Origin of the sequence: Nocardia wallacei (assembly GCF_029869545.1) — a bacterium.
In the GTDB taxonomy this organism is placed as follows: domain Bacteria; phylum Actinomycetota; class Actinomycetes; order Mycobacteriales; family Mycobacteriaceae; genus Nocardia; species Nocardia wallacei_A.
This window is the reverse complement of sequence record NZ_JARWQD010000086.1, coordinates 1-10,246: the sequence shown is the minus strand read 5'-3', so window position 1 is coordinate 10,246 and position 10,246 is coordinate 1. Positions and strand designations below refer to the sequence as shown.

Here is a 10,246-nt window from a genome sequence, read left to right as displayed (position 1 = left end):
CCGTCCCCCTGCCGCCTCCCGGGGTGCGGGCACTCACGACCCCCACCAACTCCGGCGGCGGCAGCTAATTCACGGCCCGGTTCAGCCTTGGCACATCGCTTACCCCGGGCGACGAGGTGCGCATCGCCGGCGTGCGGGTCGGCAAGGTGAGCAAGGTCTCGATCGTCGATCGCAATCAGGCCGAGGTGAAATTCGAGCTGACCGACCGCGATTGGCTCCCGGCCTCCACCACCGCCACCATCCGCTACCGCAACCTGGTCGGCCAGCGCTACATCGCGCTGGAGCAGGGGACCGGGCAGCAGGGCCGCAAGCTGAACAAGGGCGGCACGATTCCGCTGGACCGCACCACGCCGGCGCTGAACCTGACCACGCTGTTCAACGGGTTCCGCCCGCTGTTCCAGACGCTCACCGCGGACGATGTGAACAAGCTGTCCTACGAGATCATCCAGGTGTTCCAGGGTGAATCCGGGACCATCACGGAGCTGGTGTCGAACACCGCCAGCCTGACCAACAAGATCGCCGACAAGGACGCGGTGATCGGCGAGATCGTGAAGAACCTCAATGCCGTGCTGGATTCGGTGAATTCGCGCGACGGCCAGCTCAACGAGCTGATCGTCAACACCGAGGCGCTGATCACCGGCCTCAACGCCGAGCGCGGCACCATCGGTTCGGCGGTGCAGTCGCTGGGCAACCTGGCCTCGGCGACCGCCGACCTGCTGGTGCCCACGCGGCCGACCCTGCAGGGCTCGATCGCCGGGCTGAACCAGCTCACCGGGACCCTCAACGACCGTTCCCCCGAGGTGAACGAGGCGCTGACGAATCTGCCGATCAAGATGGAGAAGCTGGGCCGTGCCGCCAGCTACGGCTCGTGGTTCCAGTTCTATCTGTGCGGCATCGACGTCGTCGCCGGGCCGGGCACCAAGGACGCGCCGCAGCTGAACATTCCGCCCGCCATCGCGGATCTGCCGACGGTGAACCAGCCGCTCTACACCAACCCGGCCCCGCGTTGTCACGGGAAGGGTGGCCGCTGATGGACGACCGTCAACTGATGGGCAAGCGCAGCCCGGCCTTCATGGGCGGGCTGGGCCTGTTCCTGGTGCTGCTGATCACCGTCTCGGTGTTCTTCCTGGACCGGCTGCCGATCATCGGCGCGGGCACCAAGTACACCGCCGAGTTCTCCGAGGCGGCCGGGCTGAAGAAGGGCAACGAGGTTCGCATCGCGGGCGTCAAGGTCGGCTCGGTGTCGGATGTGTACCTCGACGGCGACAAGGCCGTGGTGGACTTCCGCACCAAGGACGCCTGGGTCGGGGACGCGACCACCGCGTCGATCCAGATCAAGACGCTGCTCGGCCAGAAGTACCTGGCACTGGATCCCAAGGGCAGCAGCCCCGCCGACCCGGGCAAGCGGATCCCGTTGTCGCGCACCGTGTCCCCCTATGACGTGGTGGAGGCGTTCAGCGACGCCGCCGCGGATATCGAGCAGACCGATACCGCCCAGCTGGCCACCAGCATGCGGGTGCTGTCGGAGGCGTTCTCGGGTACGCCGCCGGAGATCCGCGGTTCCATCGACGGCATCGGCCGCCTGTCGGAGACGCTGGCCAAGCGCGACGAGGAGCTCAAGAAGCTGTTCGCGGCGACCAACAAGACCACCAAGGTGCTCGCCGACCGCAACGCCGAATTCGAACGGCTGCTCGCCAACGGCGGCCAGCTGCTGGCCGAGCTGAACGTGCGCCAGCAGGCGATCTCGCAGCTGCTGACGGGCGCCAAGACCGTCGCCGCCGAGCTGACCGCGCTGGTGCACGACAACGAGGAGCAGATCGGCCCGGCGTTGACGAATCTGAAGAAGTCCATCGACATGCTGAACGACAACCAGCAGAACATCTCCAAGACGCTGACGCTGGCGGCGCCGTTCTACGGGCTGTACGCCAATGTGCTGGGCACCGGCCGCTGGTTCGACGCGGTCATCGTCAACCTGATGCCGCCGGCGCTGCCGGAGATCCCGGGCGACCGTCCGCCGATCCGCAACCTGGGAGGCAACTGATGGCTCGCCGGGATCCGATGACCGCGTTCCGGGAGGCCGGACGCGGCACCAAGATGCTCGTGGCCGGTGGTACGGCCGCGGTGGTCGTGCTGGCCGGTGTGCTGTGGTGGCTGTTCGACAACTACAACACCACGAAGATCACCGCGTACTTCGACAAGTCGATCGGCATCTACGAGGGTTCGGACGTGCGCATCCTCGGGGTGCCGGTGGGTTCGGTGAACTCCGTCGACCCGGTCGGTGACCAGGTGAAGGTCACCATGTCCGTGGATCGCAAGTACGACATTCCGGCCGATGCGAAGGCCGCCCAGATCACGCCGTCGGTGGTGTCGGACCGCTACATCCAGCTCACCCCGGTCTACAAGGGCGGGCCGAAGATGCCGCGCACCGCGACCATCCCGAAGGAGCGCACCGCGACTCCGGTGGAGGTCGACCGGCTGTACAAGTCCATCGCCCAGCTCTCGGATGCGCTGGGCCCCAACGGCGCCAACAAGGACGGCGCGCTGAACGATCTGGTGCGCACGGGCGCGGCCAACTTCGCCGGCAACGGCGAGGCGCTGCAGAACAGCCTGGCGCAGCTGTCGCACGCGGCGCGCTACCTGTCCGACGCCCGCGGCGACATCTTCGACACCATCAAGAACCTGCAGGTCTTCGTGCGCACCCTGGCCGAGAACGACCAGCAGGTGCGGCAGTTCAACGCGCAGCTGGCGGATCTGGCGGGCTTCCTCGCCGACGAACGCCAGAACCTCGGCCAGGCGCTGAACCTGCTGTCGATCGGGCTCGGTGACGTGGCCCGGTTCATCGACGACAACCGGGATCTGGTGGCGCAGAACGCCGAAGCGCTCACCACGCTCACCCAGACCCTGGCCGATCAGCGTCAGGACGTCGCCAACCTGCTGCCCGTGCTGCCGCTGGCGCTGAGCAACCTGATCAACGTGCACAACGGCGAATCCGGCACGCTGGACATGCGGGCCAACTTCACCGATCTGCAGAACCCGTTCGGCGTCGTCTGCAAGATGCTCGACCTCGGCCAATTGCGGCCGGGGGACCCGAAATTCGATGCGATCAGCCGGCAGCTGCGCCCGATCCTCGATCAGTGCAAGACGATCACCGACCAGGTCAAGGCCGGTGTGGTGACGCCGTCGCTGATCCTGCCGTTCGGCATCCTCAGCGGCGAGAACCAGCAGCGTGCCCCGGTCCCGGGCACGGTCCCGGGCACGCCGTCCGACCAACTGCCGCCGTCGCAGCAGGAAGGTGGGCAGCGATGAGGATTCGCAGAACCCGCAGGGCCGGACGGCCTTTCGTGGCGGCCGCGGTCTTCGGCATCTCCGCGGCGCTGGTGACCTCCTGCTCCTCGGACGGCATCTACAGCATCCCGCTGCCCGGCGGCGCCGATGTCGGTGAGCATCCGATGCACATCGACGTCCACTTCGACGACGTGCTGGACCTGGTGCCGCAGTCGGCGGTGAAGGTGGACGGTGTCGCCGTGGGCCGGGTCGACAAGATCGAGATGGCGCCCGACGGCTGGACCGCGAGCGTGCGCACGCTGGTCAATTCGTCGGTGCAGCTGCCCGCCAACGCCCACGCCGAGGTGAAGCAGTCGAATCTGCTGGGCGAGAAGTTCGTCGAACTGTCGGCGCCCAAGCAGGATCCCGACACCGCGAAGCTGAAGGACGGCTCGGTCATCCCGGTGGACCGGACGCGGCACGCCACCGAGGTCGAGCAGGTGCTCGGCGCGCTGTCGCTGCTGCTCAACGGCGGCGGTGTGGCGCAGTTGCAGCCGATCGTGGTGGAGCTGAACAAGGCGCTGGGCGGCCGCGAGGACAAGGTGCGCTCGCTGCTGGACCAGGCCAATATCCTCATCGACGGGCTGAACCAGCAGGTCGACGACATCCAGCGGGCGCTGGACAGCCTCGGCACGCTGTCGACCCGGGTCGGCCAGCAGACCGAGCAGATCGGCAAGATCCTCGAGGAGCTGCCCGCGGGCATCAAGATTCTCGACGAGCAGCGGCCGCAGCTGATCGGGCTGCTGCAGCAGCTGGACCGGGTGGGCCAGGCCGGTTTCGACGTGCTGGACAAGTCCAAGGAGAACCTGATCCGCGACCTGCGGGCCCTGCAGCCGACGCTGCAGGAGCTGGGCCGCTCGGCGCCGGATCTGGTGTCCGCCTTCCCGCTCATCCCCACCTACCCGTTCCCCGACGAGGCGATCAAGTCCGCGATCGGCGGTTCGGTCAACACCTGGCTGTCGGTGGATCTGCAGATCGGCACCACGCTGTCGAATCTCGGTGTGGGCAAGCCGGATCCGGTGTACGTCCCGCCGCGGTACGGGCCGCCGGTGCCGGTGAACCCGAGCAACCCGTACTACAACGGCAACGGCCCGCGCCCGGGCTGGCCGACGGTATCGCTGGTGCCGCTGCCGCCGACCGTGGTCGCTCCGGCGGGCGGTCCGCCGGGTGATCCGATCGGCTCGATCCTGGAGCAGTTGGGAGTGAAGCCGCGATGAGCAAGTTGGTGCGCTACCAGCTGATCGCGTTCGCGCTGATCGCGGTGGTAGGTGTCGTCTTCGTCGGCGGGAAGTACATCAAGCTCGACCACATGCTCGGCTTCGGCCAGTACGAGGTGCGGGTGACGATGAAGGAGACGGGCAACCTGTCCAAGGGCGCCGAGGTCACCTATCGCGGCGTGCCCGTCGGGCGCGTGGGCGCGCAGGACATCACCCCCGACGGCGTGGTCGTGCACCTCGAGATGGATTCGAGCAAGCCCAAGGTGCCGCAGACCGCGAAGGCCGTGGTGGCCAACCGCTCCGCGATCGGCGAGCAGTACGTCGATCTGGTGCCGACCACCTCCGGCGGCCCGTATCTGAAGGACGGCTCGGTGATCGACGGCGCCGAGGTGCCGATCCGGGTGGAGGACCTGCTGGCCAGCGTCAACACCTTCGCCAGCACCACGGATCTGCAGGCGCTGTCCACCACCGTCACCGAACTGGGCAAGGCCTTCGACGGCCAGGGCGACAACCTGCGCATCCTGATCGACTCGCTGAACAAGTTCAGCCAGACGGGCGTGGAGGCCCTGCCGCAGACCGTGGATCTGATCCGCGACGCGCAGACCGTGCTCGGCACCCAGGCGGAGCAGTCGCCGTCCATCCGCCGCTTCAGCGACGGCCTGGACAAGCTGTCGCTGCAGCTGCGCGCCAACGATCCCGACATCCGGCGGCTGATCGGCACGGGCACCGACGCGGGCAAGTCGATCGGGGACCTGCTGACGCAGACCGCCGAGCCGCTGACCCGGGACCTGAGCAATCTGCGGTCGCTGCTGCTGGCGGTCTCGCCGAAGTACTACGCGCTCGCGCCGCTGGTGCAGATGCTGCCGCTGCTGTCGATCGGCGGCTCGGCCACCGCGCCCGGCGACAACACCAGCCACTTCGGCCTGGTGCTCGAGACCAACAACCCGCCCGCCTGCACGGTCGGTTACGAGGGGACCCAGCGGACCCTCGAGCAGATGAAGGCGCAGAACCCGAACTTCGACGACACCCGCGACGATTTCCCGTTCAACACCGACGCGAAATGTGCTGTGCCGTTCGGGAACCCGACCGCCGTGCGCGGCGGCGAACGCGCCGAGCTGGCCGATCCGAGCATCCCGCAGCCGTGGGATGCCACGCCCAAGACCGATCCCGAGAAGCTGAACCTGAACCCGGTCGCCTCGCAGTTGGCTCCCCTCATCGGGGTGACCCCGAAGCGGTGACGGGGCGCACAGCTCCGACCCGGGTGAATGAGTCCGGAAAATGACGACGCTAGGGTGTCGCTGTGAGTTCTGATCTGACCGACCAGCCGTCGCAACCTGCGCAGGAGCCCGCCGACGAGGCCGCCCCGCCGACAGCGAAGCGATCGGCCGCCGCCACGGTCCGGACGGTGGTCACCGCCGTCGCGGCCGTGTGGCTGGTCGTCGCGGTGGTCGCGACGGCCTGGTTCGGCATCGGCTGGGCGCGCGCGGCCTGGTTCACCGACGGCCCGCGCGCGGACGCCCGCGACACCGCGCTGGATGCGGCGCGGCAGGCCGCGATAAACCTGTCCTCGATGAACCCCGACAACGTCGACGGCTCGATCGACCTGATGAAGTCGTCCATGACGGGGGATATGCTCACCCAGCTCGACCAGAACCGCGACCGCATCAAGCAGGCCGCCGAGAACTCCAAGACCAAGATCGAGGCGAAGGTCGTCGGGGCCTCGCTGAGCTCGCTCAACAGCGAACGCGACAAGGCAACCGCGATCGTGGTGCTGCAGCTGACCCAGACCGCGCCGAACGTCCCGGTGCAGTCGTTCCGTGCGACCTGGACGCTGGACATGGCCGAGGCCGGTGATACCTGGAAGACCGAGCAGGCGAATTCGCTGGGCCAGATGGTGCCGCTGAACGCGCCCGATCTCGCGGGCGCGCCGGGCCAGCCCGCCCCGGGGGCCGACCCCGCGCCTCCCGCCGGTGACGCGCCGCCCGCGCCGCAGGGCCAGCCCGGATCGTAGGAGGTACCCGCCATGAACTCGCGCCGCCCCGTCAACAAGATCTCGCCGCGCATGCGCCCGTCGGAGAGCAAATCCGCCGAGCCCGCCGAGCGCCCGGCCCGCCGCCGCTCCACAACCGCCCGCCCGGGTGCCCGAACCCGCGGCGCCGCATCGAAGGCCACGTCCGGCGCCGAGCCGAAAGGTAGCTCCGACGCCACGTCCCGAGTCACGTCCGGAGGCTCGTCGCGGTCCGCAGCCGATGCGGCGTCGATCGACGCCTCCACCTCATTTTTCCGGCGCGCTTTTGGCCGGAATCGGACGCCTGGCAGCGTGAACTCCTCGTGGGGACTCGTCGTAGGCATGGTGGTGGCTGCTGTGGTGCTGACAGCGTTCGCGGTGGTTGCGGCGTTTCGGCCGGGGGTGGCCGACGGGAACGAGGCGTTCGTGGATTCCAAGGCCACCCAGGAGGTGTCGGCCGCGGCGGACAACGCGCTGAAGACGGTCTACTCCTATGACGCGAAGACCATCGGCGGATACAAGGACGCCGTGCACAAGGTGGTCACCGGCAAGATGCTGACCGATTTCGACAAGTTCGCCGACACCACCGTGTCGGCGGTCCAGCAGGCGCAGTCCACCGCGCAGGCGACCGCCGACCCGATCGGTGTGACGTTGCTCACCCCGGTTCGCGCCGAACTGCTGGTCAACCTGACGGTCAGCTCCACCAAGAACAACGTTCCGCAGGAGAGCGCGTCGGGTCCGATCGTGCTGCACATGGAGAAGATCAACGGCCACTGGCTGGCGAGCGAAATCTCCGACCGCTGAGCTAACTGCTGGCAATCGCCACAGCTCAGCGGGTGATTCGCCAGGGCCGCAGGCGATCTCGCAGCGGGACCAGCAGGGGATTTGCCCCCGTCCACACTTGACGAGTTTCGTCCGACCCGTCACGCTATTCACAGCAGCGGCAGCTGTCACAGGGCCTGGGGCCCGGGTGGATTCGCCGCCGGAGGTCCGTACGCAGCCAGCGGAAAACGGGTCCGGCGCGCCAGCCGTCCGAAACGCGGTTCGGATGGTACTTTGACACCCTCTCTGTAGGGGTGTAGGTTTGGACGTTGCGCTGGCTGCCTCCTGTCCATACCTTGATCGCACTACGAAAGTTCCACCGTCGAGGTGTTACTTCCGTTTTTTGCTGTTCGGGTTTCGTTCGGGGTGTAACCAGCGGAATTCGTAGCAAAGACAAGCGACGGTCGTTGTGGTGCCTCGTACGTACAGGCGCCACCGCGGCCCGCGTGAGGTGCTGGAAGGACGCATCTTGGCAGTCTCCACCCAGACCAAGGCCGGTATCCCCGGAGCCCCGAAGCGGGTGTCTTTCGCGAAGATCCGCGAACCCTTGGAGGTTCCGGATCTTCTCGATCTACAAACCGAATCGTTCGACTGGCTGATCGGCTCACCGGACTGGCGGGAACGGGCCGGTGCCCGCGGCGACGTCACCCCGGTCGGCGGTCTCGAGGAGGTGCTCGAGGAGCTCTCGCCGATCGAGGACTTCTCGGGTTCGATGTCCCTGTCCTTCTCCGATCCGCGCTTCGAAGAGGTCAAGGCCTCGATCGAGGAGTGCAAGGACAAGGACATGACCTACGCGGCGCCGCTGTTCGTCACCGCGGAGTTCATCAACAACAACACCGGTGAGATCAAGTCTCAGACGGTCTTCATGGGCGATTTCCCGATGATGACCGACAAGGGCACGTTCATCATCAACGGCACCGAGCGCGTCGTGGTCTCGCAGCTGGTCCGCTCGCCCGGTGTGTACTTCGACGAGTCCATCGACAAGGGCACGGAGAAGCTGCTGCACAGCGTCCGGGTGATCCCGAGCCGTGGCGCGTGGCTGGAGTTCGACGTCGACAAGCGCGACACCGTGGGTGTGCGCATCGACCGCAAGCGCCGCCAGCCGGTCACCGTGCTGCTGAAGGCGCTGGGCATGACGACCGAGGAGATCTCCGAGCGCTTCGGCTTCTCCGAGATCATGATGTCCACGCTGGAGAAGGACAACACCGCCGGTCAGGACGAGGCGCTGCTCGACATCTACCGCAAGCTGCGCCCGGGCGAGCCGCCGACCAAGGAGTCGGCGCAGACCCTGCTGGAGAACCTGTTCTTCAAGGAGAAGCGCTACGACCTGGCCCGCGTCGGCCGCTACAAGGTCAACAAGAAGCTGGGCCTGCACGCCGGCGAGCCGGTCACCGGTTCGGTGCTGACCCGCGAGGACATCGTCGCCACCATCGAGTACCTGGTCCGCCTGCACCAGGGCGACCGGGTCATGACGGCCCCCGGCGGCGTCGAGGTCGGCGTCGAGGTCGACGACATCGACCACTTCGGCAACCGTCGCCTGCGCACCGTCGGCGAGCTGATCCAGAACCAGATCCGGGTCGGCCTCTCGCGCATGGAGCGCGTGGTGCGCGAGCGCATGACGACCCAGGACGTTGAGGCCATCACGCCGCAGACCCTGATCAACATCCGTCCCGTCGTGGCCGCGATCAAGGAGTTCTTCGGCACCTCGCAGCTGTCGCAGTTCCTGGATCAGAACAACCCGCTGTCGGGCCTGACCCACAAGCGCCGCCTGTCGGCGCTGGGCCCGGGTGGTCTGTCGCGTGAGCGCGCGGGCCTGGAGGTCCGCGACGTGCACCCGTCGCACTACGGCCGGATGTGTCCGATCGAGACGCCGGAAGGCCCGAACATCGGCCTGATCGGCACGCTGTCGGTGTTCGCGCGGGTCAATCCGTTCGGCTTCATCGAGACGCCGTACCGCAAGGTGGTCGACGGCCGGGTCACCGACGAGGTCGTCTACCTGACCGCCGACGAGGAAGACCGCCACGTCCGCGCCCAGGCGAACTCGCCGATCGACGACAACGGCAACTTCATCGACGATCGCGTGCTCGCGCGCCGCGGCAACGAGGAGATGGAGTTCGTCTTCCCGAACGAGGTCGACTACATGGACGTCTCGCCGCGCCAGATGGTGTCGGCCGCGACGGCCATGATCCCGTTCCTCGAGCACGACGACGCCAACCGCGCCCTGATGGGTGCGAACATGCAGAAGCAGGCCGTGCCGCTGATCCGCGCCGAGGCGCCGCTGGTCGGCACCGGCATGGAGCTGCGCGCGGCGGTGGACGCAGGCGATATGGTCGTGAACGAGAAAGCCGGTGTGGTGGAGGAGGTTTCGGCCGACTACATCACCGTCATGCACGACGACGGCACCCGCCGCAGCTACCGCATGCGCAAGTTCTCCCGGTCCAACCAGGGGACCTGCGCCAACCAGCGTCCGATCGTGGACGAGGGGCAGCGGGTCGAGGTCGGTCAGGTGCTCGCCGACGGTCCGTCCACCGACAACGGTGAGATGGCGCTGGGCAAGAACCTGCTCGTGGCGGTCATGCCGTGGGAGGGTCACAACTACGAGGACGCGATCATCCTGTCGCAGCGCCTCGTGGAGGAGGACGTCCTCACCTCGATCCACATCGAGGAGCACGAGATCGACGCTCGCGATACGAAGCTCGGTGCGGAGGAGATCACCCGGGATATTCCGAATGTTTCCGACGAGGTGCTCGCGGATCTGGACGAGCGTGGCATCGTGCGCATCGGTGCGGAGGTCCGCGATGGTGACATTCTGGTCGGCAAGGTCACGCCGAAGGGTGAGACGGAGCTGACGCCGGAGGAGCGGTTGCTGCGGGCG

The 10,246-nt window shown here is 67.4% G+C and carries 7 protein-coding genes and 1 pseudogene; all 8 read left to right on the top strand.

Translation table 11 applies throughout. The features are described 5' to 3' along the window. Nucleotides 1–1,031, top strand: a pseudogene (locus QH290_RS05415) (MCE family protein); the annotation flags it as partial. After that, nucleotides 1,031–2,041, top strand: coding sequence for an MCE family protein (locus QH290_RS05410; protein ID WP_280265632.1), 1,011 nt, complete (start codon nt 1,031–1,033; stop codon nt 2,039–2,041). The pseudogene QH290_RS05415 and the gene QH290_RS05410, both read left to right, overlap by 1 nt. Further along, nucleotides 2,041–3,306, top strand: coding sequence for an MCE family protein (locus QH290_RS05405; RefSeq protein ID WP_425301678.1), 1,266 nt, complete (start codon nt 2,041–2,043; stop codon nt 3,304–3,306). Before QH290_RS05410 ends, QH290_RS05405 begins: the two co-directional genes overlap by 1 nt. Beyond that, the gene (locus QH290_RS05400; protein ID WP_280265633.1) at nt 3,303–4,541 is read left to right on the top strand and encodes an MCE family protein; all 1,239 of its coding nucleotides are present in this window, start codon (nt 3,303–3,305) and stop codon (nt 4,539–4,541) included. Before QH290_RS05405 ends, QH290_RS05400 begins: the two co-directional genes overlap by 4 nt. Then, the gene (locus tag QH290_RS05395; RefSeq protein WP_280265634.1) at nt 4,538–5,779 is read left to right on the top strand and encodes an MlaD family protein; all 1,242 of its coding nucleotides are present in this window, start codon (nt 4,538–4,540) and stop codon (nt 5,777–5,779) included. Before QH290_RS05400 ends, QH290_RS05395 begins: the two co-directional genes overlap by 4 nt. A 62-nt stretch (nt 5,780–5,841) precedes the next feature. Continuing rightward, a complete protein-coding gene (locus tag QH290_RS05390; RefSeq protein WP_280382139.1) occupies nt 5,842–6,552 on the top strand; it encodes a hypothetical protein in 711 nt (236 codons plus the stop codon). Nucleotides 6,553–6,564: 12 nt separating this feature from the next. Continuing rightward, complete coding sequence (locus QH290_RS05385; RefSeq protein WP_280382138.1) at nt 6,565–7,353, top strand: type VII secretion protein EccB; 789 nt, start codon at nt 6,565–6,567, stop codon at nt 7,351–7,353. 469 nt (nt 7,354–7,822) lie between these two features. Next, on the top strand, nt 7,823–10,246 hold a 2,424-nt coding region (gene rpoB / locus QH290_RS05380), incomplete at its 3' end, for a DNA-directed RNA polymerase subunit beta (RefSeq protein ID WP_280382141.1).